Origin of the sequence: Microvirga lenta (assembly GCF_020532555.1) — a bacterium.
Lineage (GTDB): Bacteria > Pseudomonadota > Alphaproteobacteria > Rhizobiales > Beijerinckiaceae > Microvirga > Microvirga lenta.
Genome location: NZ_JAJBBR010000004.1, coordinates 402,075 through 428,803 on the forward strand (window position 1 = coordinate 402,075; position 26,729 = coordinate 428,803).

Consider the following 26,729-nt stretch of genomic DNA (forward strand, 5'->3'; position numbering starts at 1 on the left):
GGACCTAGAGGGAGTTGTCCTCGACCGAGCCGTAGGCCCAGACGCGGCCGCCCCGGTTCATGTGGCGCTGAAGAAAGCCCGTCTGGGCTGCCGGCGGTTGAGAGCGGACGCCGAGCTCGTTGACGCCCTCCCAGTCTGCCCGCTCGTCACCGCGGCGGGCTCCGGTGGCCGTGGTCGTGCTCTGGCCCATGCCCGGCTGTGCGGTCTCGTCCGTCCGGAGGTCGGCCGTGCCGAGATCGTCCGCGGCCTCCGACATCAGGCCCATGCCCGGCAGGGCGCTCGTGTTGGTCGTGCCCGCGGTGGAGCCTCCGGTGATCCCGGCGGCGAGGGGGGCGCCCACATCCGCCGCCGGCATGTCGGAGCCCTGCGACTGCATCCGATCCCGGCTGTCCCGATCGAGATCCACAGGATCGAACATCTCGAGGACGCGGGCGGCCTCCTCGAGATTGTCCCGGTCGACCTGTGCGGCAATGAGGGCGCAGCCCTTGCGCAGCCCCTCCTCGAAGACGCGAAGGTCGTCCGGCGGCAGGTTCAGGTCGTGGAGGGCCGCCTGGGCGTCGTCGCGGGCCGACAGGGTGCGGAAACCGGAAATCGCCGAGACCTCCCGGGCATCCTCCGATCCGACGGCGACGATGCGGTTTTGGGCGATCCCCATCTCAATCAGCGCCTGCAAGCCCTGGCGCGCCTGGGCGGCATTCTCGAACAGGGCCGTGATCATCTGGGGCATGGGACTCTCTTCCGTTGGGATATAGGATCTCAACGATCTGCCGCTCGGGCCTGTTCCCGCCCGGGCGTTAAGCCTGCTCAACGAAAGGGCTTCCATTTTGGAGCCGGCTATGATTGTCATGTTTCCGTCATGGAAATGTCATCCAGCCTTTGCGCAGGGGTGATGAACGACAAGAACATCCCGGACGGGATGACTATGGGAGAGATTGGAATGAAGAATAAGTCCTTCCTCGCCGCCCTGGCCCTCGGCCTTGCGACGAGCACGTCTGCTTTCGCTCAGACGGAGATCCAGTGGTGGCACGCCATGACGGGTGCCAATAACGAGGTCGTGAACAAGCTGGCCGAGGAGTTCAACGCCTCCCAGAAGGATTACAAGGTCGTCGTCAGCTACAAGGGCAACTACGCCGACACCATGAATGCCGGCATCGCCGCGTTCCGTGCGGGCAACGCCCCCCACATCCTGCAGGTCTTCGAGGTCGGCACCGCGACGATGATGGGCGCCAAGGGCGCCGTCAAGCCGGTCCACGAGCTGATGAAGGAAGCGGGCGAGAAGTTCGATCCGCAGGCCTACCTGCCGACGATCACCGGCTACTACTCGACCTCTCAGGGCGAGATGCTCTCGTTCCCGTTCAACTCCTCCTCCATGGTGATGTGGATCAACCGGGACGCCCTGAAGAAGGCCGGCGTCAACGAAATTCCGAAGACCTGGCCTGAGGTGTTCGATGCGGCCAAGAAGCTCAAGGCTGCCGGTCACGACACCTGCGGCTTCAGCAACGCCTGGGCTTCCTGGGCCCATATCGAGCAGTTCTCCGCCTGGCACAACGTGCCGCTGGCCACGAAGGCCAACGGTCTCGACGGCTTCGATACCGAGCTGAAGTTCAACTCGCCCCTGCACGTGAAGCACCTGCAGAACCTCGTCGACCTGCAGAAGGACAAGACCTACGATTACTCGGGCCGCGACAGCCGCTCCGAGGGTCGCTTCACCTCGGGCGAATGCGCGATCTTCCTGACCTCGTCGGGCTTCTACGGCAACGTGAAGGCCAATGCGAAGTTCGACTTCACGTCGGCGCCGATGCCGTATTATCCGGACGCCCAGGGCGCTCCGCAGAACTCCATCATCGGCGGCGCGTCGCTGTGGGTCATGGGCGGCAAGAAGGCCGATGAGTACAAGGGCGTCGCCAAGTTCCTCGCCTTCCTGTCGGACACCGACCGTCAGGCCAAGCTGCACCAGGAATCGGGCTATCTGCCGATCACCAAGGCAGCCTACGAGAAGACCAAGGCGTCCGGCTTCTACGAGAAGAACCCGGTCCTCCAGACGCCCCTGATCGAGCTGACCAACAAGGAGCCGACCGAGAATTCCCGCGGTCTGCGCCTCGGCAACATGGTCCAGATGCGCGACATGTGGTCTGAGGAAATCGAAGCTGCCCTCGCCGGCAAGAAGTCGGCCAAGGAAGCCCTCGATTCCGCCGTCAACCGCGGCAACCAGCTCCTGCGTCAGTTCGAGCGCACCGTCAGCCGCTAAAAGCTGCTAAGCCAACATGTCATCCCGGGCGGTCCGCGACCGCCCGGGATGATCTTATAGAGAGAGCCTGCGGAACGCGTCAGCCGTTCCAGACCGGCCTGCACTGGGTGACCTGAACGCGATGGAAAAACGCGCCCTCTTCTCGAGCAAGATCCTGCCGTACATGCTGCTTCTGCCGCAGCTCGCGATCACGCTCATCTTCTTCTATTGGCCGGCCTCGCAGGCCGTCTGGCAATCCTTCCTCCTCGAAGACGCCTTCGGCCTCTCGAGCGAGTTCGTCGGGTTCGAGAATTACCGCCACCTGTTCCAGCAGCCGGAATATTACCGCGCCATGGTGACCACGGCCGTGTTCTCCTCGGCAGTCGCGGTGCTGTCCCTCGCCGTCTCCCTGCTGCTCGCCACCCAGGCCGACAAGCAGCTGCGCTTCTCGAACGGCTACAAGACGCTCCTCATCTGGCCCTATGCCGTGGCTCCCGCCATCGCGGGCGTGCTGTGGATCTTCATGTTCCACCCGACCCTGGGCACCCTGTCGCGGCCGATCAAGGCGATCGGCATCGACTGGAATCCGATGCTCGACGCCAACCACGCCATGACGCTGCTCGTGCTCTCCGCCACCTGGAAGCAGATCAGCTACAACTTCCTGTTCTTCCTGGCGGGACTGCAGTCGATCCCCAAGAGCGTGATCGAGGCGGCCGCCATCGACGGATCTGGCCCGATCCGCCGTTTCTGGACGATCATCTTCCCGCTGCTCTCGCCGACGACGTTCTTCCTCATCGTCGTCAACATCGTCTACGTGTTCTTCGACACCTTCGGCATCATCGATGCCGTGACGGGCGGCGGCCCGGCCGGACAGACGACCACCCTCGTCTACAAGGTCTATGCCGATGGCCGTCTCGGAGGCGATCTCGGCGGATCGGCCGCGCAGTCGGTGATCCTGATGATCATCGTGATCGGGCTGACCGCCATCCAGTTCAAATACGTCGAGCGCAGGGTGCAGTACTGATGGTCGAGAACCGACGCTATAGAAACCTCCTCGCCTACCTGATCCTCACGATCGGTATCGTCATCGTGGCCTTCCCGGTCTACCTGGCGATCATGGCTTCCACGTTCGACGCCTCGACGATCATCAACGGCAACATGCCGCTGGTTCCCGGCGATCAGGCGGCCGACAACTACTATCGCACCCTCTTCATCGGCGGCAGCGCATCCCGCGAGCCGGTGGGCATGATGATGTTCAATTCCTTCGTCATGGCGATGGGGATCGCGGTGGGGAAGATCCTGATCTCGGTCCTCTCCGCCTTCGCGGTGGTCTACTTCCGGTTCCCGCTGCGGATGACCGCGTTCTGGATCATCTTCATCACGCTCATGCTGCCCGTCGAGGTGCGCATCTACCCGACCTACAAGATCGTGGCGGATCTGGGCCTGCTCGACACCTATACCGGTCTCATCCTGCCGCTCATCGCCTCGGCGACCGGCACGCTGCTGTTCCGGCAGTTCTTCATGACGATCCCGGACGAGCTGCTGGAAGCGTCGAAGATCGACGGAGCGGGCGCCTTCCGCTTCTTCAAGGATACGCTGATCCCGCTGTCGATCACGACCATCGCGGCGCTTTTCGTGATCCAGTTCATCTATGGCTGGAACCAGTATCTCTGGCCGCTGCTGATCACGACGCAGAGCTCGATGCAGACCATCGTCATCGGCATCAAGAAGATGATCACCACGCAGGATGCGCTCACGGAGTGGAATATCGCCATGACGACGGCCGTTCTGGCGATGGTGCCGCCGGTCCTGGTGGTCATCTTCATGCAGAGGCTCTTCGTGAAGGGTCTCGTCGAAACGGAGAAGTGACGCGCAGATCGCGCGTCGCCCTCCTCTCGAAGGGGAGGGCTGAACAGATCAACGACGGAATATCTGGCCCCGTGCCTCGTCGCACAGGCTGAAGTGAAGGATTGAAGACAATGGCAGGCGTGACGCTCGATACCGTGCGGAAGGTCTATACGGGCAATGTCGAGGCCGTGAAGGGCGTGTCCCTCGGCATCGAGGACGGTTCTTTCTGTGTGCTGGTCGGCCCCTCCGGCTGCGGCAAATCTACGCTTCTGCGCATGATCGCAGGTCTCGAGACGATCTCGGGCGGCACCGTGAAGATCGGCGACCGGGTCGTGAACCAGGTCGAGCCCGCCGACCGCGACATCGCGATGGTGTTCCAGAACTACGCGCTCTATCCCCATATGAGCGTCTACGACAACATGGCCTACGGCCTGAAGAACCGCGGAACGCCGAAGGACGAGATCGCGAAGCGGGTGAATGAAGCCGCCCGCATCCTCGCCATCGAGCCGTTCCTGGCCCGTAAGCCCCGCGCCCTTTCGGGCGGTCAGCGCCAGCGCGTCGCCATGGGCCGCGCCATCGTCCGCAAGCCGCAGGTCTTCCTCTTCGACGAGCCGCTCTCCAACCTCGACGCCAAGCTGCGCGTGCAGATGCGCGTCGAGATCAAGCGCCTTCAGCGCACCCTCGGCGTCACCTCCATCTACGTGACGCACGATCAGGTCGAGGCGATGACGCTCTCCGACAAGCTCGTGGTGATGAGCGGCGGCCAGATCGAGCAGGTCGGCACGCCTTCCGAAGTGTATCGCCGTCCGGAAACCCGGTTCGTGGCGACCTTCATCGGCTCCCCGCCCATGAACATCCTTCCCGGACAGGTGGAGGGCCCCGGCCGCGTGTCGGTGGGCGGACAGAGCGTGGCCGTGACGGACATGCGCGAGGGCCTGACCCCCGGCTCCGCGATCGAGGTCGGCCTGCGTCCCGAGGACGTTCAGGCCGGCGCCGCTGGCAGCAGCGCCCTCACGATGAACGTGGATTTCGTCGAGGAGCTCGGCGCAACGCAGCTCTTCCACGGCAAGGTGGCGGGCTCGGAATTCGTCGTGCAGGCCTCGACCGGCCAGATCCCGGCGGATACCCGCCAGTTGCCCCTCTCCATCGATCCGGCCAACGTGCACCTGTTCGATCCGCAGACCACGAAGCGACTCGGCCGCACCTGAACGCGACGGCTCGCTCCCTGGATCGGCTGAAGACGCCGCCGCCGGCGCAAGCGCGGTTCGAGAAGCAAGGTTGCGTGTCGGTGGAAGCCTCGCTATCCCTCGGGTGAACACGAGGGATGGGCCATGGCGGTCAAGGTCGACGGAGTAAAGCTCAAGGTCAGGGATGTGGTGCGGGTCTCCCGCCCCAACGGAAAGGGACGCTTCGAAAAGGCGGCCCTGCACCCCGAGGCGCGCGAGCGCATCGCCGCGACGCGCGCCTATATCGACCAAACCTGGATGCATGACGATGCCCCGCTCATGTATGCGTTCAACACGGGCGTGGGGCTGTTCAAGGACCAGCGCGTCCTGATCGCCGACATGGAGGCGTATCAGCGCAAGACCGTCTATGCCCATGCGACGGGCGTGGGCGAGCCCTTCGCCGAGGACGTGACGCGGGCGATGATGCTCCTGCGCGCCAACGCCTTCGCGTCCAACTATTCCGGCCCGCGCGTCGAACTGGTCGAGCGGCTGATCGATTTCCTGAATGCGGGCCTGCACCCGGTCATTCCGCAGAAGGGCTCCGTCGGCGCATCGGGGGATCTTGCCCCGCTGGCGCACATGGCCGGCGCCGTGTGCGGCTTCGCCGAAGCCGAGATGGTCTACAAGGGCCGGCGCATGCCTGCGCGGGAGGCCATCGCCAAGGCCGGGTTCGAGCCCGATTTCGAACTCGGCGCGAAAGACGCCTCCGCCCTCATCAACGGCTCGACGACCTCGCTGGCCCTGGGCGCTCTGGCCACCTACGACGCACGCCGTCTCCTGAAGCACGCGGATATCGCCATGTGCCTCTCCCTCGAGGCCATGCGCGGGGAGCTGGCGGCGTTCGATCCGCGGGTCCACAGGGCTCGCCCGCATCCCGGACAGGCCCGCGTCGCCCGCAATCTCCTGCGCATCCTCGAAGGCACGAAGCGCTGCTCACAGGCGGCGCGGGACGTCGTGTTCCCCGACGAGCCGCGCCAGCCCGGCACGCCGGCAAGCCCGCGCGTCCAGGACGTCTATTCCCTGCGCTGCACGCCGCAGGTCCACGGGCCGGCCGTGGAAGCGGTGGAATACGTGGAGCGCATCATCGGGACGGAAATGAACTCCGCCACCGACAATCCCCTGATCTTCGATGACGGGAATGGCGGCTACGTCTCCATTTCCGGCGGCCATTTTCACGGGCAGTACGTGGCGCAGGCCATGGATGTGCTTGCCATCGCCATGGCCGATCTGGGCTCGATCTCGGAGCGGCGCCTGGCGCGCCTCGTCGACCCGACCATGTCCTACGGATTGCCGCGCAACCTCCTCGCCGGCAAGCGCGGCCTCAACACCGGCTATGCGACGGTCCAGTGCTCGATGTCGGCTCTCGTCATGGAGAACCGGAGCCTGGCGACGCCGGGCTCGGTCGACTCCATCCCCGGCAAGTCGAACGCCGAGGATCACATTTCCAATTCGACCTGGTGCGGGCGCAAGGCGCGCTCCGTCGTGGAGAACGTGGAGCAGATCGTGGCGGGCGAGTTGCTGATGGCGGCCCAGGCCCTCACGCTGGTCGAGCCCCTGGCGAAGGATTACCCCCTGGGCAAGGGCTCACGGGCCGCGATGGACGCGATCCGCGCCGTCATTCCGCCGGCGCTGGAAGGCGATCGCTGGTACGCGACCGAGATGCGCCAAGCTCTCGACCTGGTGCGCTCGGGCGCGGTGGTCGAGGCTGTCGAGGACGCCGTCGGCGCTTTGGAATGATGCGGGAGAACGGGCCTGGAACATTCCAGGCCCGAAGGCCGCCGGTCAGCGGCAGCGGCGAATGTTGCGGTAGATCACGGTCCCGTTGGGGCGGATCACTCGCTCCCTGATCGTACGGCAGCGGTCTCTCCAGCGCGGAGCGGGCCTCACACCGCACCGGCGAACGGTCCGATAGACGACGCGCCCGTTTGGCCGAACGGTGCGAATGCGGCGGGTGACGCACGCCACGTCCTCCACGAGCGAAGGGGCCTGCAACTGGGCTGCGTTGAAGCGGGCCTGCGCTTCGGGCGCTGAAAGGAATCCGACACCGAGAATGAAGGCGAAAGCGGGGAGAATGGCGGCTCTCATGATCGACCCTTTGTTATTGGAGGAGACGGACGACAACGACAGCGCTAAGTCATGGTTCCTAACAGAGGATCGAGAGCATGACGTCCTCCGTCATCGTCCGGCCGGTTCGAATCGAAGATGCCGATGAACTGATTGCCGCCAATCTCGCCAGCATCGCCTTGCATGAACCCTGGGTGTCTCCCTGCCGCGACCAGGCGAGCTTCCACGCCTACTTCAACCGCTGCGACGGCGAGCGCGCCGTTGGGCTTGTCGCGCGTGAGAGAGCGAGCGGACGGATCGTCGGGGTCGTCAACCTCAGCGAGATCGTGCGCGGTTTCTTTCAGAATGCCTATCTCGGCTATTACGGGGTCCTGGGCATGGACGGGCGCGGCCTCATGAGCGAAGCCGTGCGTCTCTCGATCACCCACGCCTTCGAGGTCCTCGGCCTCCACCGTCTCGAAGCCAACATCCAGCCAGGCAACCTCCCGTCGCGCAACCTCGTGCAACGCCTCGGCTTCCGTCAGGAGGGCTACTCGCCGCGCTATCTCAAGATCGGCGGCGAATGGCGCGACCACGAGCGCTGGGCCATCCTCGCCGAGGATTGGCAGGGATAGCGCCTCAGGTGCCTGGAACGGGCGCGAGCTTTTTCTGCAGGAAGAAACGGCTGGAGCCGACCGGATAGTCCTGGAGTTCCCCGAACACTGCGTAGCCCAGGCGCTCGTAAAGCTCACGCGCCCTCGGGTTGAGGGTGTCGATCCAGGCCGAATGGCACTCCCGGCGCCGGGCTTCCTCCTCGGCCATCGCGAGCAGCCTCGTGGCGAGCCCCTGGCCGCGAAATGCCTCGGGCACGAACAGAAGCTCGATGGCGAGCCAGCCGCCTGCGGTGCGTCCCAGCAGGCCTCCCACGAATGTTTGGCTGTCCGGATCCCGGATGGCGATGGCGAGATCCCGGCTCTCCGGATAATGGGCAAAGAGAGTTCTGTTGAAGGAGCGGATGCCCTCCAGAACGGTTCGCCGAAGGTCGGCATTCGGCTCTTCGACGAATTCCAGGGACGGGGACATCGTCAACGAGGCGCTCCCGCCGTCAGCTTCTTGACGGCCTCGACCAGGACGCGCGCGGCCGCATCCGCGTCCTCGACCGTGATCGACTCCGCCGGATTGTGGCTGATGCCGTCCTTGCAGCGCACGAAGAGCATCGCGGCGGGGCAAAGGCTGGCCATGGCGACCGCATCGTGACCTGCGCCGGAGGGCAGGCGCAGGGGCGTGACGCCGATTGTCCCGACAGCCTCCTCGAGCCCCAGGATCAGGTCCTTGTCCATGGGGGTCGCAGGCGAATCCATGAAGGGCTCGATGGTGAGGCTCACGCCGCGTCTCTGTGCGGCCGCCTCGCACTCGCTGACGATGTCCTCGACCATGGCGTGACGCACGGCATCGTCCGGAGAGCGGGCATCGAGCGTGAAGTCGACCCGCGCCGGAATGACGTTGATCGCACCCGGCTGAACCTGCGCGACGCCCACCGTCGCGACCGTGTCGGTGCGCGTCGACCCGGCACGCTCCACGATGCCGATCATTTCGGCCACGGCGGCCAGGGCATCCCGGCGCATGGTCATGGGCACCGTGCCCGCATGGCCCGCTTCGCCGGTCACAGTGGCGCGGGCACGGGTGATGCCGTTGATGGCCGATACGATCCCGACGGGCAGGTTCCGCGCTTCCAGCAGCGGCCCCTGCTCGATATGGACCTCGAGATAGCCCTTGTAGCGCGCAGGGTTGCGGGCGATGCCGGCGATGCCTTCCGGGTCGCCGCCGAAGCGGATCAGCGCATCCCGCAGAGAGACGCCGTCCTGGTCCCGGCCGTCGAGCCAAGTCGGATTGTAGCGGCCCGACAGGGCATAGGAGGTCGAGAGATTGGTCGGAAAACGGGCATTCTCCTCGTCGCCGAAGGCCAGCACCTCGATGGGGCAGGAGGGGGTGATCCCCTCGGCCCGCAGGGTCTCGGCAACCACGATCCCCAACACGACCCCGAGGGTGCCGTCGAACCGGCCGGCATCGACCACCGTGTCGATATGGGAGCCGATCAGAAGGGCGGGGGCGTCCGGATCGGCCCCGCTCATCCGTCCCACCACGGTTCCGAGCGGGTCGATATGGCTGTCGAGGCCTGCTTCGCGCATGAAGCGGAGGGTCGTCTCCGCCGCGTCCCGGTGGGCCGGCGAGAGATAGAGGCGGGTGAGGCGCCCGGGCTCGTCGCTGTGCCGGGCGAGCCCGTCGAGCAGCGCCATGACGCGCCGGCCGAGGGAGAGGTCTGACGTCGTGTTCATAGCCCGGACATTTTCAGGAACCGGCCCGCTCCGCAAGAGGAAGCTGGGCCGGTTCCGAAAACGGTCAGGCCGCGACGCCGAGCTTCTTCTGCAGGCTCGACGAGGAGGTCGTGTATTGGAAGAGAAGCTTCTTTTCCGGGTAGACGTAGCGGTGCACCTTCTGGGCCGCCAGCGCGCCCTCGTGGAAGCCCGAGAGGATGAGCTTGAGCTTGCCCGGATAGGTGTTGATGTCGCCGATGGCGAAGATCCCTGGAACGTTGGTCTCGAACTTCTCCGTATCGACCGGGATCAGGTTCTCATGGAGGTTCAGGCCCCATTCGGCGATGGGACCGAGCTTCATGGTCAGGCCGAAGAAGGGCAGCATCACGTCGCATGCGACCTCGAAGGTCGAGCCGTCGTCCTTGCGGATGACGGCGCCTTCCAGGACCGGCGCCGTGCCCTTGAGAGCGGTGACCTGGCCCAGATGCAGGTCCATGTCGCCGGAGCCGACCAGGGAGCGCATCTTCTCCACCGTATGCGGCGCGGCGCGGAAGGCGTCGCGGCGGTGCAGGAGCGTCAGGCGCTTGGCGATGGGCTGGAGGTTCACGGTCCAGTCGAGGGCGGAGTCGCCGCCGCCGACGATCAGGACGCGCTTGTCGCGGAACATCTGCATGTGGCGCACGGCATAGAACACGCCCGTGCCCTCATAGGCCTCGATGTTCTCGATCGGCGGCTTCTTGGGCTGGAAGGAGCCGCCGCCCGCCGCGATCAGAATCGCCTTGCAGGTGAAGGTGGTCTCGTTCTCCGAGGTCTTGACCCGGAACAGGGGAGCCTCGGGCGTGCCGATCGATTCCACGCTCTCCACCATCTCGTTCAGGTGGAAGGTCGGATGGAACGGCTCGATCTGCGCCATCAGGTTGTCGACGAGGCCCTGGCCCGTGATCATGGGGAAGCCGGGAATGTCGTAGATCGGCTTCTCGGGATAGAGCTCGGCGCACTGGCCGCCGACCTTGGGCAGGATGTCGATCACGTGACATTTGATGTCGAGGAGGCCCAGTTCGAAGACGGCGAACAGGCCCACAGGTCCTGCTCCGATGATGACGACGTCCGTTTCGATATTGTCGGTCATGAACTGGCTCCTTCGCGCGGTCCCGAAAAGCACGGTCTTGCGCGTTTGGCAATGCGGCAGGCTTGACGATTAGCCCCCCGTGGGGGCGAGGGTGAGCTCCAGACCGTCCAGCTCAGGGGTCCAGATGATCTGGCAGGACAGGCGCGAATTCGGCTGGGTGACCACCGTGTCGAGCTGGTCCTCCTCCTCCTCGGTGGGAGGATAGAGCTTCGACAGCCAGTCCTCGCTGACGAAGACATGGCAGGTGGCGCATTCGCAGGCTCCGCCGCACAGGCCCTCGATGGGCAGCCCCCAGTCCCGGATGATCTCCATGACCCGCCAGCCTTCGATGGCCTCAAGGGTATGGCGCTGGCCGGCCCGATCGGTCACATGGATGACGCCCATGAAGCAGGGATTCCTCAAACGGCTTGAAAACTGGAGAAGGCGCGGAGCGCGCCGGACCGGGTGCATATCGGGCGTTTGGCCCCGCCCGTCAACGCCTTAGCGCTGCGCTTGTTGCATCCGCCACCTGCCCGGCGGGGGCATCGGGGCATCACACCCCCAGGGTCTCGGCCCGCAGGGCGGCATCGGCCATCAGGTCCCTCATGGGGCCCTGAAACCGGATCTCGCCCCGCTCGATGACGCAGGCCCGGTCGCTGATGCCGGCGGCGAAAGCCCAGTTCTGCTCCGACAGCAGCACCGCGACGCCCTCGGCCTTCATGGCGCGGATCGCCTCGGCCATCGTCTGAACGATGACCGGCGCGATTCCCTCGGAGGGCTCGTCGAGGAGGATCGCCTCCGGATTGCCCATGAGCGTGCGGGCGATGGACAGCATCTGCTGCTCGCCTCCCGACATCTGGTTGCCGCGCCGCCCCCTCATCTCGGCGAGGTTGGGAAAGAGCCTGAAGAGGCGCTCGGGCGTCCAGGGGGAGAGGCCGCCCCGGGCCTCGCGCCGGCCGACTTCGAGATTCTCCTCGACCGTCAGATCGGTGAAAATGCGCCTGTCCTCGGGAACGTAGCCGAGGCCGAGGCGGGCGATGCGGTAGGTGGAGAGATTGAGGATCGGCCTGCCCTTGAAGGCCAAGCGTTCGGCGGTCGCGGGCACGAGGCCCATGATCGCCTTCAGGGTGGTGGTCTTGCCGGCTCCGTTCCGCCCGACCAGGGCCACGACCTCGCCCGGGTCGAGATGGAGGGACAATCCGAACAGGACCCGTGCCCGGCCATAGGCGGCGGACAGATTGACGACGTCGAGCAGAGGCGCCGTCATGCGGGTCTCCCTGCTTCCGGCTTCTCCAGGGCGTGCTCGTCGCCCAGATAGGCTTGCCTCACCTGCGGGTCCCGGCGGATCTCGTCGGGGGTTCCGGCCGCGATGATCTCGCCCCTCAGGAGCACGAGAACCCGCCCCGCATGGCCGAAGACCACATCCATGTCGTGCTCCGTGAACAGCACGCCGATGGCCCGGGAAACGGCGATGGAAGCCGTCAGATCCATCAGGGCCGCCCGCTCCCGGGGAGCCATGCCGGCGGTCGGCTCGTCCATGAGAAGAAGCTTGGGCTTGCCCGCGAGGGCGATGGCCAGTTCCACCCGCTTCACGTCGCCGTAGGCAAGGGCGGAGCACGGACGGTCCGCCGCGTCGGCCATGCCGACCATGGCGAGAAGCTCCAGCGCCTCGGGGCGATGATGCTCCCGGGCCGGAACCCACCCGGCCTGCGCCTCCCTGTTGCAGCTGATCAGGGCCATCTGCACGTTTTCCGCCACGGTCATGGAGAGAAACGTCTGGGCCACCTGGAAGGTGCGGCCGACACCGCGCCGGAAACGCTTCTGCGGGGAGGCGGCGGTGATGTCGTGCCCGTCGAGCAGGATCCGCCCCCGGTCCGGCCGGAGCTGGCCACCGATCATGTTGAAGACCGTGGACTTGCCGGCGCCGTTGGGGCCGATCAGGGCAAGCATCTCGCCCCGCTCCAGGGTGAAGCCGACATCCCGGGCCGCCACCACGGCGCCGAAGGCCTTGTTCAGGTCCCGCACCGCGAGGAGGCTCATGACCGCGCCTCGCGCCAATGCCCGACGGTGCCCACGAGACCGCGCGGGAAGATGAGCACGATGGCGATGATGCTCAGGCCGAGAAACAGCCGCCACAGGGAGGTCAGAGGCATGATCTGGTCGCGCAGGGCATGGAGGACGCCCGCCCCCACGAGAGGGCCGGTGACGGTCTGAATACCGCCGAGGAGGAGCATGGTGAGGGCATCGACCGATGTCGGGATGCCGAGCAGGCTCGGATCGACCGAGCCGCGGGAGAAGGCGTAGATCCCCCCGGCCAGCCCAGCCGCCGCGCCGGACAGGATGAAGGCGAGCCAGCGGTGACGGCGGATGTTCAGGCCGATCGCCTCGGCGCGCGGCTCCGAGTCCCGCGCAGCCCTCAGGGCGTAGCCGAAGGGCGCGTCGATCACCCGCCTGAGGACCAGGACGGCGGAAGCGGTCAGGCCCAGGGTGAGCAGGTAATAGCGGGTCTGCCCGCTCGCCCATTCGGCCGGCCAGACGCCGACGATGCCGTTGTCGCCCCCGGTCACCTCGACCCATTGGAACGCGACCGCATAGAGGATCTGCGCCGCGGCGAGCGTCATCATCGCGAGATAGATCCCCGAGAGACGCACCACGAACGCTCCGATCAGGGCGGCGCCCACGGCGGCCAGAAGCAGCCCGAGAGGCAGCGCCGCCTCCATAGGCGCGCTCAGCCACCGGATGCCGAGCGCCGCGCCGTAGGCTCCCAGGCCGAAGAAGGCGGCATGGCCGAAGCTGACGATGCCGCCGACGCCGATGAGGAGCTGCAGGCTGAAGGCGAAGAGCGCGAAGATCAGGATCTCCGTCGCCACCTTGAGCAGGTAGGCGTCGGCGACGAGGGGAAGGCAGGCCAGGAGCGCGAGCACGATCACCGCCACCGCCATGTCCGAGGATCGCGGCTTGCGGCTGACGATGCCGACCGCGTGGGTGCCCCCGACGACCTCCGGCCGCCCGAACAGCCCATAGGGCCTGATCGCGAGAACCACGGCCATGAGAAGGAAGACGACGACGAGGGTGCTCTTCGGAAAGATCAGGATTCCGAAGGCCTGGAGCTGGCCGATGATCAGGGCCGCGAGGAAGGCGCCGGGGACGCTGCCCATGCCGCCTACGACGGTCACGACGAAGCTTTCGGCAATGACGGAGAGGTCCATGCCCGTATTGGCCGCGACCCGGGGGATCTGGAGCGCGCCGCCGAGCCCGGCCAGGAAGGCGCCGAGGAAGAGCGTGCCGGTGAACAGCACCGCCTGGTTCACCCCGAGGGAGGCGACCATCTCCCGGTCCTGGGTGGCGGCCCGGACCAGCACGCCGAACCGGGTCTTTCGCAGGAGCAGCCAGACGAGGCCGAGGACGATGGGCCCCGCCGCGATGAGCACGAGCTCGTAGGAGGGGAAGCGGCGTCCCAGGATCTCGACCGGCGCCCGCAATCCCGGGGCACGCGGCCCGAGGATGTCCTGCGGCCCGAAGATCTGCACCACCAGATCCTGCACGACCAGCACGACGCCGAAGGTGGCCAGCAGCTGGAACAGTTCGGGCGCTGCGTAGATGCGCCGGAGGAGCACGATTTCGAGCACCACGCCGATCAGACCGACGACGAGGGCCGAGGCGAGAATTCCGGCCCAGAAGGTCACCGGCCCGAAATAGAACTGGAGCAGCCAGGGCACCAGCGTCGCGGCCGTATAGGCTCCGATCATGTAGAGCGAGCCGTGCGCGAAATTCACGATCCGCGTCACCCCGAAGACGAGGGTCAGGCCGCAGGCCGTGATGAAGAGGGACGAGGCGCTGGCCAATCCGTTGAGGGATTGGATGACGAGGAAGGACGGCTCCATGGGTGGGTTACCGTCCTGTCGAGAGATGCACGTGCGCGCCTCGCTTCTTCAAGCCGTTATTCCTTCCGAACCGCCTTGACCTCCGCTTCGGAAGGCATGAAGGACGCGCCGTCCTTGTAGGTCCAGTCGGTCATGCCGCCGGTCGCGCCCTGCTGGACGAGCTTGCCGACCCAGGCGCCCATGGTGGACTGGTGATCGATGCCGCGCATCGTCACGGGGCCGATGATCGTGTCGAACTTCGCGTCCTCGAGCGCCTTGATGAGAGCTTCCGTCTCGACGGATCCTGCCCGTTCGATCGCATCGCGGATCATGTACACGGTCATGTATCCGAGGAGCGAACCGAGACGGGGCGTCTCGTTGAATTTCGCGCGGTAGGCCTCCACGAAGGCCTTGTGCTTCGGCTCGGTGATCTGGTCCCAAGGGTAGCCGGTCACGGTCCAGCCTTCCGGCACCTCGTCCTTCAGGGGCAGGAGCCATTCGGGCTCGCCGGTCAGCAGGGAGAGAACCGTGGCATCCTCGAACAGGCCTCGGGTGTTGCCCTCGCGCACGAACTGGGTGAGGTCGGGGCCGAACAGCACGTTGAAGATGCCGTCGGGCCGCGCCTGTTCGAGGGCCGACACGGTCGCGCCGGCCTCGATCTTGCCCAGCGCGGGATATTGCTCCGCGACGATCTCGGCCCCGGGAACGCGCTCCTTGATCAGGCGCTTGAACACCTCGGCCGCCGACTGGCCGTATTCGTAGTTCGGCGCCACGATGGCCCAGCGCTTGGCGCCGGAGGCCTTCGCCTGCTCCACCAGCATGCCGACCTGCATGAAGTTGTTGGGGCGGATGCGGAAGGTGTACCGGTTGCCCTGCGCCATCGTGATGGCGTCGGTCAGCGGCTCCGCGGCCACGTAGACGATCTTCTTCTGGTTGGCGTAGTCCGCCATGGCGACGCCGACATTGGACAGGAAGGAGCCGAACAGAAGCGACACGCCCTCACGCGTCACCAGTTCGTCGGCAACCCGGGTCGCGTCGCCCGTCGTGGCGCCGTCGTCGCGGGAGACGATTTCGAGCTTGCGGCCGAGCACGCCGCCCTTGGCGTTGATCTCGTCCAGGGCCATCTGCCAGCCATTGCGGTAGGGCACGGTAAAGGCGGCCCATTTGGAGTAGGAGTTGAGCTCCCCGAGCTTGATGGGGGCCTGCTGCGCCTGAACGGCCGGTGCTGCAAGCGCGAGCGCCGCTCCAAGAGCCAGCCAGCGGATCATCGATATCGTCGCCATACTCGTACCCTTCCTGGGAGGACTTGCGAGGATGTAGGGCCATTCATGACGTGAAGGAAGACTTATTGCGGCTCAAGGCCGGAATTCCTGCCTTGCTGCCCCTCCGGGCGGGTGACAAAGTGATGCCCCGTTTCCCCTCACGCTGATCAAGGTTTCCATGCTGCTCAATGCCGATCCCGCCCGTGCCTTCATGCCCTATCCGGCCGCTGCGGTGCCCCATGCCGACCGCGGACCGCTTTCAGGGCTGACCTTCGCCGCGAAGGACCTGTTCGACGTGGCAGGCTATCCGACGAGCAGCGGGTCGCCCCACATGCTCGCGATGTCGGGCATCAAGACCCGGACGGCCCCGACGGTGCAGAGGCTCCTCGAAGCGGGCGCCCGCCTCGTCGGCAAGACGATCACGGACGAGCTCGCCTTTTCGATGAGCGGCAAGAACGCTCATTTCGGCACGCCGGTGAACGGGGGTGCGCCGGACCGGATTCCCGGCGGCTCCTCGTCCGGCTCCGCAGCTGCCGTATCCAACGGGCTCTGCGATTTCGCCCTCGGAACCGATACGGGCGGGTCGGTGCGGGCGCCGGCCAGCCATTGCGGGCTCTTCGGCATCCGCCCGACCCATGGCCGCGTCAGCCTGGAGGGCTGCCACGATCTGGCGCCGTCCTTCGACACCTGCGGATATTTCACCCGGGATGGGGCCACGTTCGTCCGTGTCGGCGAGGTGCTGCTCGGGGAGGATCGGGTTCCCCTCCCGGAAAAACCCAGGGCTCTCCTGGCCAGGGACGCCTTCGGGCTGCTCAACGGCACCGTGCGGGAGGCCCTTGCGCCTGCCCTTCGCCGCATCGAGGTCGTTCTGGGGCAGCCTGACGAAAAGGACGTCGCGCCGGACGGTTTCACCTCGCTCTATTGGGGCATGCGCTACATCCAGAGCCGGGAGGCCTGGACCGTCGACGGCGCCATGATCGAGCGCTACCGGCCGCCCCTCGGCCCGGGCGTCGGGGACCGGTTCGAGTTCTCGCGGGGCGTCACGGATCGACAGGTGACCGAGGCGCAGGCGATCCGGAGCGCCTTCCGGGAGCGCTTCGAAGCCCTGTTCGGCAGGGATGGGGTGCTGATCCTGCCCACCATGCCCGATGTGGCGCCTCTGCTCTCGGAGAGCGACGAGGCGCTGAACGATTATCGCAACAACGCCATAAACCTGCTTTGCCTGTCGGTTCTGTCGGGCCTGCCGCAGGTCTCGATTCCCCTCGCTTCGCGCCTCGGAGCGCCTCTGGGGATTTCGATCATGGGGCCGGCCGGTTCCGATCTGAGCCTCGTTGCCCTTGCCGCCCGGATTGCGGATGGGGCCTCGGCCTGATCGAACCGAGATCCGGGCACCAGAGTTACCGGCAGGACGAGAGAAGCCGAAGAGGGGGCTGAGGGGGACACATGACCAATCCAGTCGTTCATCCGGAAACGCCGCATGTCGCCGTGGCAAGCGCCTGCACGGTCGGCGAGGGGGCCCTCTGGGACCACAGGACCGGAACCGTGTTCTGGGTCGACATCAAGAACCCGGGCATCTGGCGCTATCACCCGGAGACGGGCGAGCACTCCCGGATCGGGGCTCCCGAACGGGTCGGCTTCGTGGCCCTCACGGCGGACCCGGATGTGGTGGTCGCCGGGTTCAAGAAGGGCATCGCGCGGTTCGACCTGCGTGACGGCACGGTCCAGCCGCTCGTTTCCCCCGAGCCCGAGCAGCCGGGAAACCGCATCAATGACGGGGATGTGGGACACGACGGCGCGCTCTACTTCGGCACCATGGACGATGAGGAGGAGCATCCCACCGGATCGTTCTGGCGCTGGGACGGCAAGGAGCTGGCCCAGTTCCACAAGGGCTTCATCGTCACCAACGGCCCCGCCATCAGCCATGACGGGCAGACGCTCTACGCCACGGACACCATGGGTGGGACGATCTATGCCCTCGATCTGGACCAGGGCCGTGTCGGCGAGCCCCGCCGCTTCGTCCAGTTCGAGAAGGGCTGGGGCTATCCCGACGGCATGGCCGTCGATGCCGAGGGATACCTGTGGGTCTGCCACTGGGGCGGATCCCGCATCAGCCGCTTCGCTCCGGACGGGTCCATCGAGCGGATCCTCCCCGTGCCTACCGCGCAAGTGACGAAATGCGCTTTCGGCGGCCCGGATCTCACCACCCTCTACATCTCCACGGCGGCCATCGGCCACGATCCGCATATCGACCCCATGGCGGGCCACCTCTTCGTGGTGGAGACCGGCATCCGCGGCATGAAGACGAACATCTTCGAAGGATAAGCCATGACGATCGAACGGTTCGGCTCCATCGACGGGGAGGACGTCCTCGAAATCACCCTCAAGGGGCCGGACGGGATCGAGATGCGCGTCCTGACCTGGGGCGCCGTGGTGCGGGACCTGATCGTGCCTGCCGCCGAAGGGCCTCAAAGAACGGTGCTGGGGCTCAATTCCATCGAGGACTACGTTGCCCACTCCCCCTATTTCGGTGCCATCGTCGGGCGCTACGCGAACCGCATCGGGCAGGCCCGCTTCGCCCTGGACGGGGAAGCGTTCAGGCTCGATGCCAATGAAGGCCGCAATCAGCTTCACGGCGGCTCCAGGGGCTTCGGGACCCGCCTGTGGACGATCATCGACCATCAGCCCTCCAGCCTGACCCTCGCTCTCGTATCCGAGGACGGCGATATGGGATATCCGGGCCGCCTCATCGCCACCTGCACCTACTCCCTGCACGAGCCGGCGACGGTGCGGATCGCCCTGGAGGCCACATGCGACCGGCCCACTCCGGTCAACCTCACGACGCACGGCTACTTCAACCTGGATGGCAGCTCCGACATCTCGTCCCATCATCTGATGATCAAGGCAGATTACATCACCCCCACCACGCCCGATCTCATCCCGACCGGCGAGATCAGGAAGGTGGAGAGCACCGACTACGATTTCACCACCTTACGGCCCATCGGCGCGGCGCAGCTGATGCAGCGGCGCATTTCGTACGACACCAATTACGTGCTCCAGAGCGACGGCGGCGAGCTGGCCCATGCCGCTACGTTAACATCGCTCAAGAACGGCCTCGCGATGGAACTCTGGACCACGGAGCCGGGCGTCCAGTTCTATGACGGGCACATGCTGGACATTCCCGTTCCGGGCCTGGGGGGAGCACGGTACGGATCGCACGCGGGGCTTTGCCTAGAACCGCAGCGTTTTCCCGACGGCCCCAATAAGGCCCATTTTCCCCCGTGTATCTTGGTGCCGGGAGTGGTGTCCCGGCAGATCAGCGAGCTGCGATTCGCGTCGGAGTGAGGAACCCGGCAGCCAGCGTAACGGTTGTCTTTGCGGCGTTGCGTCTCGACAATAACGACAAGCCAAGAAAGGGAGATCCGCCATGCCGGTGCTCGATGCGAAAGCCCTGAAGACAGACCCGAAAGGGGCGGCTTTCCTGTTGGGCGTCCTGCGTCGCACTCCCGTGTCGCCTCCCAAGGACGAGTCCAAACAGGGCGCGGCGCAGATCCGCTCCGATCGGCGCCGCGAGGAATTTCGGCAGGAAGGCACCACGCGCCCCTGAGGGGCGCATTCAGGCCGCCGGGGTCGCGACCAGGCCCCGCTTCGCCAGCAGCGCATCCGGAGTCGGCAGACGGCCGCGGAAGGCCTTATAGGCCTCGGCCGGATCGCGAAGGTTGCCGGCCGAATAGATGAAGCGCTTGAGCTTGTCCGCCAGCTCGCCGTTGAAGGCGTCGCCCGTTTCCTCGAAGGCCGTGAAGGCATCCGCGTCCAGCACTTCGGACCAGAGATAGCTGTAATAGCCCGAAGAATAGCCGTCGCCGGAAAAGACGTGGGCGAAATGGGGCGTGCGGTGCCGCATGATGATCTCGCGCGGCATGCCGATCCTCTCCAGGGACTGCTTCTCGAACGCGGCCGCATCCAGTTCGCCCGGATCGGCAAGGCGGTGAAGATCGATGTCCACGAAGGCGGAGGCCAGATACTCGACCGTCGCAAAGCCCTGATTGAAGTTGCGTGCCGCCATCAGGCGCTGCAGCAGCTCCTCCGGGATCGGCTCGCCCGTGCGGTAGTGGGTTGCATAACGGCGCAGAATGTCCGGCTGCGACAGCCAGTGTTCGTAAAGCTGGGACGGCAGCTCCACGAAATCCGTCGATACGCTCGTACCCGCGAGCAGCGGATAGGTCACGTTCGAGAGCAGGCCGTGAAGGGCATGGCCGAATTCGTGAAAGAGCGTGCGCGCATCGTCGAAGCTCAGCAGCGAGGGCTCGCCCGGTCCGCCCTTGGCGAAGTTCATCACGTTCACGATGATGGGGCGAATGTCGCCGGTGAGCCGCTCCTGCGAGCGGAAGGCGCTCATCCAGGCGCCGCTGCGCTTGGAGCTCCGCGCAAAATAATCGCCGATGAAGATGCCGATCGGCGCTCCTCCTGAATCCCTGACCTGCCAGGCCCGAATGTCAGGATGGTAGCGCGGGAAATCCTGCAGTTCCTCGAAAGTGAGACCGAACAGGCGATGGGCCGTGTCGAAAGCGGCCTCGATGATGCGGTCGAGCTGAAAGTAAGGCTTGATGGTGGCCTCGTCGAGATTGTGCCGGGCCATGCGCACCTGTTCGGCATAGTAGCGCCAATCCCAGGGCGCGATTTCGATGTTTTCGCCCTGGGACTGGGCCTGCGCCTGCAGGTCGTCCCGCTCACGCCGTGCGCGCTCGCGGGCCGGTGTCCAGACCTCGTTGAGGAGCTTGAGCACCGCATCGGGTGTCTTCGCCATGGTGTCGGCGAGCTTGAAATCGGCGAAGGTCTCGTAGCCCAGAAGCTTGGCCCGCTCCGCGCGGAGCGCCACCATCTCGGCGATGATGGCCTTGTTGTCCGTCGCATTGCCCGAATCGCCCCGTGCAGCCCAGGCCTTGAAGGCCTGCTCCCGCAGATCGCGGCGGCTGGAGAACTGCAGGAACGGCTCGATGCTGGAGCGCGAGAGGGTGATGACGTGCTTGCCTTTCAACCCGGAATCCTCGGCGGCCTGCGCCGCGGCCTCGCGCAGGAACGAGGGAAGGCCGGCCAAATCCGCCTCGCCGTCGAGGACGAGCTTGTACGACCTTTCGTCGGCCAGGACGTTCTGGGCGAACTGCGTGCCGAGGGAGGCCAGCCGCTCCGTGATGGCAGCCAACCGCTTCTTCTTCTCGGGGTCCAACTGGGCGCCGGCGCGAATGAAGATCGTGCGGTAGCGGTCCAGAACCCGGGCCTGCTCCGGGTTCAGGCCCAGGCGCTCACGGTCCCGGTAGAGCGCTTCGACGCGCTGGAAGAGCGCCTCGTTCATGAAGATGCTGTTGCGGTGCTTGGCGAGGATCGGGGCCATTTCGCGCTCGATGGCCTGGATCGCATCGTTCGTGTGCGAGCCCGCAAGGTTGAAGAACACCCCGCCGACACGCTTCAGCGCCAGGCCGCTGCGCTCCAGCGCCTCGATGGTGTTGGCGAAGGTGGGCTTCTCGGAGCTGCCGGCAATGGTGGCGATTTCCGCCTGCTGCTCGGCGAGAGCCGTGTCGAAGGCGGGCCTGAAATGCTCGGGCGCGATGCTCTCGAAGGGCGGAAGACCGTGCGGGCCCGTCCAAGGGCGAAGGAGAGGGTTGGCCGTGCCGGCTTGGTCGGATGCAGTCATGGGATCTCCTTGCCGATGTCGTTGCTGGGCGGAGTCTTAAAGCATTTTGCGCGGATGTGGACCCGGCCGGCGCAAAATGCCCGAGACGTGAAGACGAGCCGCCTCAGCATGGCGCAGCTTCATGATCTCACCCGTTCACGGAAAACGGCGAGGGCCCCGCGCCCGCTTCCGAGGACAGATGGCGCCGGAGAAAAGTCAGCGCCCGCTGGGTCGCATCCCGATGAGCCTCGCCCCGAAAGCCATGGGCCTGCTCGGGATAGACTTTGATTTCGTGCGGTACGGCCTGCTGCCGCAGGAGAGCCTCGATGGCATAGGCGTTCGAGACGGGAACAATGGGATCCATGCCCCCGTGCAGGATGAGAGTGGGCGGCAGGCGGGCATCCTGCGCGATGGCCCCGTGAGGCAGAGGACCGAAATAGTTCACCAGCGCCTTGATGCGCCGGTCTGCGCTCGAAACGGCGAGACCGAGGGCTGCACCAAGGGAGATGCCGACGATCCCGATGCGGCTGGAATCCGCATTCGCGTGGCTGGACACCCAGGCAAGGGCATCGTTTACCGTCTCCATCCAGAGCTGGAAGTTCTGGAACAGCGTACTGAAGGAAGCGCGCCTTTCGCCGGTGCGGTCGAGGTAATGGACAAGGTGAACCTGATATCCTGCGCCGGCGATGCTGCGCGCTCCCTCGCGATACTGGTCGTGGCCGCTCAATCCGTCGGCCCCGTGGAGCATGAGCACGGCGGGGCGTGGCGCGGTCCCGCTCGTCTGGAAGACGTCGACGGCGATGGACCTGCCGCCGCTCCTGAAGGTTTGGCGTTGTTCCGTCACAGGCATCGAGGTTGGCTTTCCGTCTTGGGATTGGGCAGGAGGGGAGGCAGCAAGAGCTGTCCCGATCAGGAGCGTTCGTCTGGTGATCGACATGGATCCGGTGGGGCTAGGCAACCGTGATGATGAAGAGATAGGAACGGGTTTTCCCCTGTCCGAGACGGCAAAAGGTCCCACGATCCGCTTCGCCTAACGGCCAAGGATCGTTCGGCTGTTCCGGGCGTTGTCGTGCTGGCCGCTGGGATCCCCTCAGGGCCGGACAGAGATCCAATCCATGCCGACCGCCCGAGCGCCCCTTCCCGTACCGCCGCCGCCCGAGACGGAGATCCAGCCGCCGGGCGTCCCCGGCATCAGCGGTCTGATGACCCTGGCGGTCAGCGTCGTGGTCCTGGCGGCGCTCTATATCGGCCAGGACGTCTTCCTGCCGGTCGTGCTCGCCATCCTCCTGGCCTTCGTTCTGGCTCCTTTCGTCGACCTGCTGAGGCGTTGGCATCTCGGCCGCGTGCCCTCCGTCATCATCGCAGTTCTCCTCGCTCTCGGGATCATCGTGGCGCTCGGCACCGTCATCGGCTTTCAGGTTGCCGGGCTCGCCACCGACCTGCCGCGGTACCAGACCACCATCCGGGAAAAGGTCGGCTCCCTGCGGGAAGGAACGATCGGACGCCTGCCCTCCCTGCTGAAGGAGTTCAACAGCGCCGTGGAGGAGGGGACGAAGGAGGCCGTCGAGACGCCCCCTGCGTCCTCCGCCGCCGTCCCGGCGGATCCGCCTGCGCCGGAGCCCGGGCCTCTCCCGGTCGAGGTGCATGAGCGGGAGCCTACGCCCCTCGAGATCGCCCGAAGCATTGCCGTGCCGCTGCTGCATCCGCTTACGACGACAGGCATCGTCTTCGTGGTCCTGATCTTCATTCTCCTGCAGCGGGAGGACCTGCGGGACAGGATGATCCGGCTGTTCGGCTCGACGGATCTGCATCGGACCACGGCCGCCATGGACGATGCGGCGCGGCGTCTCAGCCGCTATTTCCTCACCCAACTGGCGCTCAACTCGGCCTTCGGCGTCTTCGTCGGCATCGGTCTGTGGCTGATCGGCGTGCCGAGCCCCGCCCTGTGGGGCGTCTTCACCACGCTCATGCGGTTCGTGCCCTATATCGGCTCCTTCCTGGCGGCCGCCTTCCCGGTTCTGCTCGCCGCAGCGGTCGATCCCGGCTGGTCCATGGCGCTCATGACCTTGGCCCTCTTCCTGATCAGCGAGCCGCTGATGGGGCATGTGGTCGAGCCTCTGGTCTATGGACAGAGCACGGGCCTGTCCCCGTTCGCGGTCGTGATCTCGGCGATCTTCTGGACCTGGATCTGGGGCCCTGTCGGCCTTCTCATCGCAACCCCCCTGACCCTCTGTCTCGTCGTGCTCGGACGGCATGTGGAGAGGCTGGAATTCCTCGACGTGCTCCTGGGCGACCGCCCGGCCCTGACACCGGCCGAGAACCTCTACCAGCGCATGCTGGCGGGCGATCCGGACGAGGCGCTGGAATCGGCCGAGGTCCTCCTCAAGGAGCGCTCGCTCACGTCGTACTACGACGAAGTGGCCCTCAAGGGGCTCCAGCTTGCGGCCAACGACGCGAACCGCGGTGTGCTCACGGGCCGCCAGCTCGAGCAGGTGAAGGAAGTCGCCCAGGCGCTCGTGCATGACCTGGGAACCCACGACGACATCGAGCCGGAGCCCGACGAAACCGACGACGAGCCTGTTGCCTCGCCGCAGAGCGCCAAGCCCGACATCAAGGAGCCTGCGATCGAGGGCGACCCGCGCGAGGAGGACATTCCCGACGCCTGGAGGGCGTCCGGCGCCGTCATGTGCATCGCAGGCCGCGGGCCGCTCGATGATGCCGCCGCCGACATGCTGGCCCAGCTCCTGGGCAAGCATGGTCTCGGAACCCGCACCATTCCGCACGCGGATGTCTCGCGGGCCGCGATCTTCAACCTCGATGCGACCGGCGTTCAGATGGTCTGCGTCTGCTACCTCGAGATCGGCGGAACGCCAGCGCATCTGCGCTATCTCCTGAGGCGTCTGCGCAAACAGGTTCCCAATGCCCCCATTCTGGTGGGATTGTGGCCCGCCGACGACAAGGTCCTGCAGGACGAAGCGCTGCGCAAAACTCTCGGGGCGGATTATTACGTCGCGTCCCTGCGCGACGGCGTGGTCTGCTGCCTGAAGGTCGCCACCAACAAGGCCAAGGCGCCCGACGAGAACAGCGCCGCACCGGCGGCGCCGCCGCCCGCGGAGGGAGCGGAGGCTGTCAAGCGCCTGCCGCTGCCCGCATGAGCCGGCGGCTTGTCAGGCCGCCGTCTCCTTGAGGAAGTTTTCCGCATAGTGGCAGGCCACGTAGCGCCCGTCGAGAAGTCGGGGCTGCGGCCGCTCCACCTTGCAGCGGTCCGTTACATAGGGGCAGCGGGTTGAGAACACGCACCCTTGCGGCGGGTTGAGCGGCGAGGGCAGCTCCCCTTTCAGCACGATGCGCTTGCGCTTCACGCCTGTGATGCCGGGCGTCGAAGACAGGAGCGCCTGGGTATAGGGATGGAGCGGACGCGCATAGATGCGCTCCTTCGGCCCCTGCTCGACCGCGTGCCCCAGATACATGACGAGCACGTCGTGGGCGATGTGCCGGACGACGCCGAGATCGTGCGAGATGAACAGATAGGCGAGGCCCATCTCCGCCTGGAGATCCGCCAGGAGGTTCAGGACCTGCGCCTGGATCGACACGTCCAGGGCCGAGACCGGCTCGTCGGCCACGACGAGCTTCGGCGAGAGCATCAGCGCGCGGGCGATGGCGATGCGCTGCCGCTGGCCGCCCGAGAACATGTGGGGATAGCGGTTGTAGTGCTCGGGCCGCAGGCCCACCTTCGCCATCATGGCCCGCGCCCGCTCGGTGCGCTCGCCCGACGGCAGATTGGTGTTGATGGCGAGCGGCTCCTCCAGGATCGTGCCCACCTTCTTGCGCGGGTTGAGGGAGCCGTAGGGGTTCTGGAACACGAACTGCACGGTGCGGCGCAGGTCCTTGGCCTTGCCGGCCGGCGGATTGACCGCGTCCATACCGTCCAGGGTGAGGGAGCCCTCGGTCGGCTTCTCGATCAGGGTCACCATGCGAGCGAGGGTAGACTTGCCGCAGCCGGATTCGCCCACCACCGCCAGGGTCTTGCCCGGCTCGATGGAAAACGAGATGCCACCTACGGCCTGAAGGCGGCCGGGCTCCTTGAACAGGCCCTGCTTCACCTCGTAGACACGCTTCAGGCCCTTGGCTTCAACGATGGGGGCGCTCACGATGCGGCCTCCGCTCCGACAGGATGATCAGCTTGGATTTCGGCATTCCGGTTCGGATCGCCGAGCGGATAGTGGCAACGGATCTGGCCGCCGGCCCAGGGCCTCAGGTCAGGCCGCACGTTGCGCGAATGCTCGGTCGCATAGGCGCAGCGCGGGCTGAACAGACAGCCCCTCGGCCGGTCGTAGAGACCCGGCACCACGCCCGGAATGGTGGCGAGGCGCGTGGCGCCCTCGCTCCGTTCCGGCAGGGCGGCGAGAAGGGCCGCCGTATAGGGGTGCTGAGGCGAGTCGAAGAGATCGGCGGCCGAGCGCTCCTCCATGATCTGGCCCGCATACATCACCATCACCCGCCGCGCCGTCTCGGCGACGACGCCCATGTTGTGGGTGATCATGACGAGGGCCATGTTCCGCTCCTTCTGCAGGGTCATCAGAAGGTCGAGGATCTGGGCCTGGATCGTCACGTCGAGAGCGGTCGTCGGCTCGTCGGCGATGAGCAGCTTCGGATTGCAGGCGATGGCCATCGCGATCATCACGCGCTGGTTCATGCCGCCCGAGAGCTGGTGCGGAAAGGCCGAGAGGCGGCTTTCCGCCGACGGGATGCCCACCTGCTCCAGGAGCTCGATGGCCCGCCGCCGCGCCGCCTTGCGGTCCATGCCTTCGTGCAGGCGCAGGGTCTCGGCAAGCTGGAAGCCGATGGTGAACGACGGGTTGAGACTCGTGGTCGGCTCCTGGAAGATCATCGCCACGTCCTTGCCCGTGAGCTTGCGCCGCTCGGATTCGGACATGGTCAGGAGATCGCGACCGTTGAAGGTGAGCTTGTCGGCCTTCACGCGGCCAGGAAACGGGATGAGGCCCATGACGGCCAGCATCGTGACGCTCTTGCCGGAGCCGGATTCGCCGACGACGCCGAGCACCTCGCCCTCGTCGAGCGTGAGGCTCACTCCGTCCACGGCGCGCATGACGCCGCCCTGGGTCGGAAATTCGACCGATAGGTTTTCAATTTCGAGAAGGGCCATGT

General features: G+C 66.1%; 25 protein-coding genes. 11 read left to right on the top strand and 14 right to left on the bottom strand.

Translation table 11 applies throughout. From position 1 onward, the window contains the following. Positions 1 to 4: 4 nt before the first annotated feature. Positions 5 to 727: a hypothetical protein gene (locus tag LGR44_RS07630; protein WP_226738976.1), complete on the bottom strand. Its 723-nt coding sequence runs from the start codon at positions 725 to 727 to the stop codon at positions 5 to 7. A gap of 210 nt (positions 728 to 937) precedes the next feature. On the opposite strand from LGR44_RS07630, the gene ugpB reads away from it, so the two are divergent. The 5 genes from ugpB (at position 938) to LGR44_RS07655 (ending at position 7,038) form a co-directional block, all read left to right on the top strand. Beyond that, a complete protein-coding gene (gene ugpB, locus LGR44_RS07635; protein WP_404809905.1) occupies positions 938 to 2,248 on the top strand; it encodes a sn-glycerol-3-phosphate ABC transporter substrate-binding protein UgpB in 1,311 nt (436 codons plus the stop codon). Between the two features lie 121 nt (positions 2,249 to 2,369). Then, positions 2,370 to 3,251 carry a sn-glycerol-3-phosphate ABC transporter permease UgpA gene (ugpA, locus tag LGR44_RS07640; RefSeq protein ID WP_226738978.1) on the top strand — a complete coding sequence of 294 codons (882 nt, stop codon included), beginning with the start codon at positions 2,370 to 2,372 and terminating at the stop codon, positions 3,249 to 3,251. Then, the gene (gene ugpE / locus LGR44_RS07645; protein WP_226738980.1) at positions 3,251 to 4,096 is read left to right on the top strand and encodes a sn-glycerol-3-phosphate ABC transporter permease UgpE; all 846 of its coding nucleotides are present in this window, start codon (positions 3,251 to 3,253) and stop codon (positions 4,094 to 4,096) included. Before ugpA ends, ugpE begins: the two co-directional genes overlap by 1 nt. A gap of 110 nt (positions 4,097 to 4,206) precedes the next feature. Next, positions 4,207 to 5,283 carry a sn-glycerol-3-phosphate import ATP-binding protein UgpC gene (locus LGR44_RS07650; RefSeq protein WP_226738982.1) on the top strand — a complete coding sequence of 359 codons (1,077 nt, stop codon included), beginning with the start codon at positions 4,207 to 4,209 and terminating at the stop codon, positions 5,281 to 5,283. A 123-nt stretch (positions 5,284 to 5,406) separates the two neighbouring features. Further along, positions 5,407 to 7,038: an HAL/PAL/TAL family ammonia-lyase gene (locus tag LGR44_RS07655; RefSeq protein ID WP_226738984.1), complete on the top strand. Its 1,632-nt coding sequence runs from the start codon at positions 5,407 to 5,409 to the stop codon at positions 7,036 to 7,038. 45 nt (positions 7,039 to 7,083) lie between these two features. Here the strand turns inward: LGR44_RS07655 and LGR44_RS07660 are convergent, their stop codons facing one another. Then, a complete protein-coding gene (locus tag LGR44_RS07660) occupies positions 7,084 to 7,386 on the bottom strand; it encodes a hypothetical protein (protein WP_226738986.1) in 303 nt (100 codons plus the stop codon). Between the two features lie 77 nt (positions 7,387 to 7,463). Between LGR44_RS07660 and LGR44_RS07665 the strand changes: the two genes are divergently transcribed. Further along, positions 7,464 to 7,979 carry a GNAT family N-acetyltransferase gene (locus LGR44_RS07665; protein WP_226738988.1) on the top strand — a complete coding sequence of 172 codons (516 nt, stop codon included), beginning with the start codon at positions 7,464 to 7,466 and terminating at the stop codon, positions 7,977 to 7,979. A 4-nt stretch (positions 7,980 to 7,983) separates the two neighbouring features. Here the strand turns inward: LGR44_RS07665 and LGR44_RS07670 are convergent, their stop codons facing one another. From LGR44_RS07670 to LGR44_RS07705, 8 genes are all read right to left on the bottom strand, one after another. Further along, on the bottom strand, positions 7,984 to 8,427 hold the full coding sequence (locus LGR44_RS07670) for a GNAT family N-acetyltransferase (RefSeq protein ID WP_226739259.1): 444 nt from the start codon (positions 8,425 to 8,427) through the stop codon (positions 7,984 to 7,986). Positions 8,428 to 8,429: 2 nt separating this feature from the next. Beyond that, positions 8,430 to 9,680, bottom strand: coding sequence for an allantoate amidohydrolase (locus LGR44_RS07675; protein WP_226738990.1), 1,251 nt, complete (start codon positions 9,678 to 9,680; stop codon positions 8,430 to 8,432). A 64-nt stretch (positions 9,681 to 9,744) separates the two neighbouring features. Beyond that, positions 9,745 to 10,788 carry an NAD(P)/FAD-dependent oxidoreductase gene (locus LGR44_RS07680; protein WP_226738992.1) on the bottom strand — a complete coding sequence of 348 codons (1,044 nt, stop codon included), beginning with the start codon at positions 10,786 to 10,788 and terminating at the stop codon, positions 9,745 to 9,747. 69 nt (positions 10,789 to 10,857) lie between these two features. Then, positions 10,858 to 11,172 carry a 2Fe-2S iron-sulfur cluster-binding protein gene (locus tag LGR44_RS07685; RefSeq protein WP_226738994.1) on the bottom strand — a complete coding sequence of 105 codons (315 nt, stop codon included), beginning with the start codon at positions 11,170 to 11,172 and terminating at the stop codon, positions 10,858 to 10,860. Between the two features lie 148 nt (positions 11,173 to 11,320). Then, on the bottom strand, positions 11,321 to 12,034 hold the full coding sequence (locus LGR44_RS07690; RefSeq protein ID WP_226738996.1) for an ABC transporter ATP-binding protein: 714 nt from the start codon (positions 12,032 to 12,034) through the stop codon (positions 11,321 to 11,323). Beyond that, positions 12,031 to 12,807 (bottom strand): ABC transporter ATP-binding protein, encoded by a 777-nt coding sequence (locus LGR44_RS07695; protein WP_226738998.1) that lies wholly within the window; start codon positions 12,805 to 12,807, stop codon positions 12,031 to 12,033. Before LGR44_RS07695 ends, LGR44_RS07690 begins: the two co-directional genes overlap by 4 nt. Continuing rightward, the gene (locus LGR44_RS07700) at positions 12,804 to 14,651 is read right to left on the bottom strand and encodes an ABC transporter permease (RefSeq protein ID WP_226739000.1); all 1,848 of its coding nucleotides are present in this window, start codon (positions 14,649 to 14,651) and stop codon (positions 12,804 to 12,806) included. The genes LGR44_RS07695 and LGR44_RS07700 overlap by 4 nt, the downstream gene beginning before the upstream one ends. Before the next feature lie 56 nt (positions 14,652 to 14,707). Further along, on the bottom strand, positions 14,708 to 15,913 hold the full coding sequence (locus tag LGR44_RS07705; protein WP_226739001.1) for an ABC transporter substrate-binding protein: 1,206 nt from the start codon (positions 15,911 to 15,913) through the stop codon (positions 14,708 to 14,710). Positions 15,914 to 16,070: 157 nt separating this feature from the next. Here LGR44_RS07705 and LGR44_RS07710 point away from each other — a divergent pair, with 157 nt between their 5' ends. The 4 genes from LGR44_RS07710 (at position 16,071) to LGR44_RS07725 (ending at position 19,496) form a co-directional block, all read left to right on the top strand. Next, positions 16,071 to 17,264 carry an amidase gene (locus tag LGR44_RS07710; protein ID WP_226739002.1) on the top strand — a complete coding sequence of 398 codons (1,194 nt, stop codon included), beginning with the start codon at positions 16,071 to 16,073 and terminating at the stop codon, positions 17,262 to 17,264. Positions 17,265 to 17,335: 71 nt separating this feature from the next. Further along, positions 17,336 to 18,214, top strand: a complete 879-nt coding sequence (locus LGR44_RS07715) for an SMP-30/gluconolactonase/LRE family protein (protein WP_226739003.1) — start codon at positions 17,336 to 17,338, stop codon at positions 18,212 to 18,214. Positions 18,215 to 18,217: 3 nt separating this feature from the next. After that, positions 18,218 to 19,234, top strand: a complete 1,017-nt coding sequence (locus LGR44_RS07720; protein ID WP_226739004.1) for an aldose epimerase family protein — start codon at positions 18,218 to 18,220, stop codon at positions 19,232 to 19,234. A gap of 82 nt (positions 19,235 to 19,316) precedes the next feature. Then, positions 19,317 to 19,496 (top strand): hypothetical protein, encoded by a 180-nt coding sequence (locus LGR44_RS07725; RefSeq protein ID WP_226739005.1) that lies wholly within the window; start codon positions 19,317 to 19,319, stop codon positions 19,494 to 19,496. A gap of 9 nt (positions 19,497 to 19,505) precedes the next feature. Here LGR44_RS07725 and LGR44_RS07730 read toward each other — a convergent pair whose 3' ends face one another. Beyond that, positions 19,506 to 21,581, bottom strand: a complete 2,076-nt coding sequence (locus tag LGR44_RS07730) for a M3 family metallopeptidase (RefSeq protein WP_226739006.1) — start codon at positions 21,579 to 21,581, stop codon at positions 19,506 to 19,508. Between the two features lie 127 nt (positions 21,582 to 21,708). Further along, positions 21,709 to 22,410, bottom strand: a complete 702-nt coding sequence (locus tag LGR44_RS07735) for a dienelactone hydrolase family protein (protein WP_226739007.1) — start codon at positions 22,408 to 22,410, stop codon at positions 21,709 to 21,711. A 265-nt stretch (positions 22,411 to 22,675) separates the two neighbouring features. Here LGR44_RS07735 and LGR44_RS07740 point away from each other — a divergent pair, with 265 nt between their 5' ends. Then, on the top strand, positions 22,676 to 24,715 hold the full coding sequence (locus LGR44_RS07740) for an AI-2E family transporter (protein WP_226739008.1): 2,040 nt from the start codon (positions 22,676 to 22,678) through the stop codon (positions 24,713 to 24,715). Between the two features lie 12 nt (positions 24,716 to 24,727). On the opposite strand, the gene LGR44_RS07745 is transcribed toward LGR44_RS07740, so the two are convergent. Together LGR44_RS07745 and LGR44_RS07750 are read right to left on the bottom strand one after the other, a co-directional pair. Then, positions 24,728 to 25,711 (bottom strand): peptide ABC transporter ATP-binding protein, encoded by a 984-nt coding sequence (locus tag LGR44_RS07745; RefSeq protein WP_226739010.1) that lies wholly within the window; start codon positions 25,709 to 25,711, stop codon positions 24,728 to 24,730. Further along, on the bottom strand, positions 25,708 to 26,727 hold the full coding sequence (locus LGR44_RS07750) for an ABC transporter ATP-binding protein (protein ID WP_226739012.1): 1,020 nt from the start codon (positions 26,725 to 26,727) through the stop codon (positions 25,708 to 25,710). Before LGR44_RS07750 ends, LGR44_RS07745 begins: the two co-directional genes overlap by 4 nt. Positions 26,728 to 26,729 lie beyond the last annotated feature (2 nt).

What these genes read in the sequence shown, in the direction of transcription:
- LGR44_RS07705 (WP_226739001.1), bottom strand. Translation starts at nt 15,913, where the DNA reads ATGGCGACGATATCGATGATCCGCTGGCTGGCTCTTGGAGCGGCGCTC.
- LGR44_RS07725 (WP_226739005.1), top strand. Translation starts at nt 19,317, where the DNA reads ATGCCGGTGCTCGATGCGAAAGCCCTGAAGACAGACCCGAAAGGGGCG.
- LGR44_RS07740 (WP_226739008.1), top strand. Translation starts at nt 22,676, where the DNA reads ATGCCGACCGCCCGAGCGCCCCTTCCCGTACCGCCGCCGCCCGAGACG.
- LGR44_RS07650 (WP_226738982.1), top strand. Translation starts at nt 4,207, where the DNA reads ATGGCAGGCGTGACGCTCGATACCGTGCGGAAGGTCTATACGGGCAAT.
- LGR44_RS07750 (WP_226739012.1), bottom strand. Translation starts at nt 26,727, where the DNA reads ATGGCCCTTCTCGAAATTGAAAACCTATCGGTCGAATTTCCGACCCAG.
- LGR44_RS07630 (WP_226738976.1), bottom strand. Translation starts at nt 727, where the DNA reads ATGCCCCAGATGATCACGGCCCTGTTCGAGAATGCCGCCCAGGCGCGC.
- LGR44_RS07735 (WP_226739007.1), bottom strand. Translation starts at nt 22,410, where the DNA reads ATGCCTGTGACGGAACAACGCCAAACCTTCAGGAGCGGCGGCAGGTCC.
- LGR44_RS07720 (WP_226739004.1), top strand. Translation starts at nt 18,218, where the DNA reads ATGACGATCGAACGGTTCGGCTCCATCGACGGGGAGGACGTCCTCGAA.
- LGR44_RS07695 (WP_226738998.1), bottom strand. Translation starts at nt 12,807, where the DNA reads ATGAGCCTCCTCGCGGTGCGGGACCTGAACAAGGCCTTCGGCGCCGTG.
- LGR44_RS07710 (WP_226739002.1), top strand. Translation starts at nt 16,071, where the DNA reads ATGCTGCTCAATGCCGATCCCGCCCGTGCCTTCATGCCCTATCCGGCC.
- LGR44_RS07730 (WP_226739006.1), bottom strand. Translation starts at nt 21,581, where the DNA reads ATGACTGCATCCGACCAAGCCGGCACGGCCAACCCTCTCCTTCGCCCT.
- ugpB (WP_404809905.1), top strand. Translation starts at nt 938, where the DNA reads ATGAAGAATAAGTCCTTCCTCGCCGCCCTGGCCCTCGGCCTTGCGACG.
- LGR44_RS07660 (WP_226738986.1), bottom strand. Translation starts at nt 7,386, where the DNA reads ATGAGAGCCGCCATTCTCCCCGCTTTCGCCTTCATTCTCGGTGTCGGA.
- LGR44_RS07690 (WP_226738996.1), bottom strand. Translation starts at nt 12,034, where the DNA reads ATGACGGCGCCTCTGCTCGACGTCGTCAATCTGTCCGCCGCCTATGGC.
- LGR44_RS07680 (WP_226738992.1), bottom strand. Translation starts at nt 10,788, where the DNA reads ATGACCGACAATATCGAAACGGACGTCGTCATCATCGGAGCAGGACCT.
- LGR44_RS07700 (WP_226739000.1), bottom strand. Translation starts at nt 14,651, where the DNA reads ATGGAGCCGTCCTTCCTCGTCATCCAATCCCTCAACGGATTGGCCAGC.
- ugpA (WP_226738978.1), top strand. Translation starts at nt 2,370, where the DNA reads ATGGAAAAACGCGCCCTCTTCTCGAGCAAGATCCTGCCGTACATGCTG.
- ugpE (WP_226738980.1), top strand. Translation starts at nt 3,251, where the DNA reads ATGGTCGAGAACCGACGCTATAGAAACCTCCTCGCCTACCTGATCCTC.
- LGR44_RS07715 (WP_226739003.1), top strand. Translation starts at nt 17,336, where the DNA reads ATGACCAATCCAGTCGTTCATCCGGAAACGCCGCATGTCGCCGTGGCA.
- LGR44_RS07670 (WP_226739259.1), bottom strand. Translation starts at nt 8,427, where the DNA reads ATGTCCCCGTCCCTGGAATTCGTCGAAGAGCCGAATGCCGACCTTCGG.
- LGR44_RS07655 (WP_226738984.1), top strand. Translation starts at nt 5,407, where the DNA reads ATGGCGGTCAAGGTCGACGGAGTAAAGCTCAAGGTCAGGGATGTGGTG.
- LGR44_RS07685 (WP_226738994.1), bottom strand. Translation starts at nt 11,172, where the DNA reads ATGGGCGTCATCCATGTGACCGATCGGGCCGGCCAGCGCCATACCCTT.
- LGR44_RS07665 (WP_226738988.1), top strand. Translation starts at nt 7,464, where the DNA reads ATGACGTCCTCCGTCATCGTCCGGCCGGTTCGAATCGAAGATGCCGAT.
- LGR44_RS07675 (WP_226738990.1), bottom strand. Translation starts at nt 9,680, where the DNA reads ATGAACACGACGTCAGACCTCTCCCTCGGCCGGCGCGTCATGGCGCTG.